We start from the raw sequence: 781 nt of genomic DNA on the forward strand, positions 1-781 counted from the left end.
GGGAAGCACCCGAAACTGGGAGGTCACTGGTTCAGTGTCGCTTAACCCAGGGAAAGTGCAGGAAATTGAGCGTAATAAAAAGGCTGCTTAAGAGCCGTCATTTGGACAACTGGGTTGAAAATCACCGAGTCCTAAAACCAATAGCTTGGTATTTCTCTTGGCAAAAGAAGACCATTTTAAATAATTTTCATTTATTATCATCTTGCTCTCCATTATTTACCCATGGATTACCAAATAATGATGGAATATGGCCAATAGTTGTCTGCGTCGCAGACCCAATGGAGTTTGCAGAAGGCATAGGTACTGTCATATAAGCTGGAGTCTGGAAATAGGGGATAGTCAGATTATCTGGAAATACTATTGAGTCTTGCCTAATGGTCCTACCCATCCCTGTTCCCAAGGCTCCAGCACCGGCTCCAGTTAATGCCCCCCAGACAAGTGACTGATTTTCACCATACATCCAATTCGTCGCTGACGTATGGGCTCCACCCGCCACGCCTCCCACGATGGCATTACCGATAATACTGCCACTGGTCATCGGGCCGAGGACCAGACCCGTGCCACCTGCGGCCAGCGTTTGCCCAACGCGGTAGTCACCGCCTTGGATCGCTTGTCCAGCCACATCGAACCCCGCGCCGACACTGAAGAAGCCCTCTGCACTGCGTGCCCCCAGCATGGAGGCATAGGCTGTTCCAAAAGGCACCGCAGCCAGGCTTGAAGCGCCCCGTACGAAGACATCCATATCCTCCTGCTGCTGTTCAGGAGTCCGCAGATCGGGACT

1 protein-coding gene is annotated in these 781 nt (G+C 51.3%); it reads right to left on the reverse strand.

What is annotated here, in order from left to right; all coding sequences use genetic code 11:
• Positions 1–187: 187 nt before the first annotated feature.
• Positions 188–781, reverse strand: a 594-nt coding sequence (locus HP566_RS03580; RefSeq protein ID WP_249975895.1) for a hypothetical protein, incomplete at its 5' end; no start/stop codon positions are given.

This window comes from Vreelandella olivaria (assembly GCF_023507745.1).
Classification (GTDB): domain Bacteria; phylum Pseudomonadota; class Gammaproteobacteria; order Pseudomonadales; family Halomonadaceae; genus Vreelandella; species Vreelandella olivaria_A.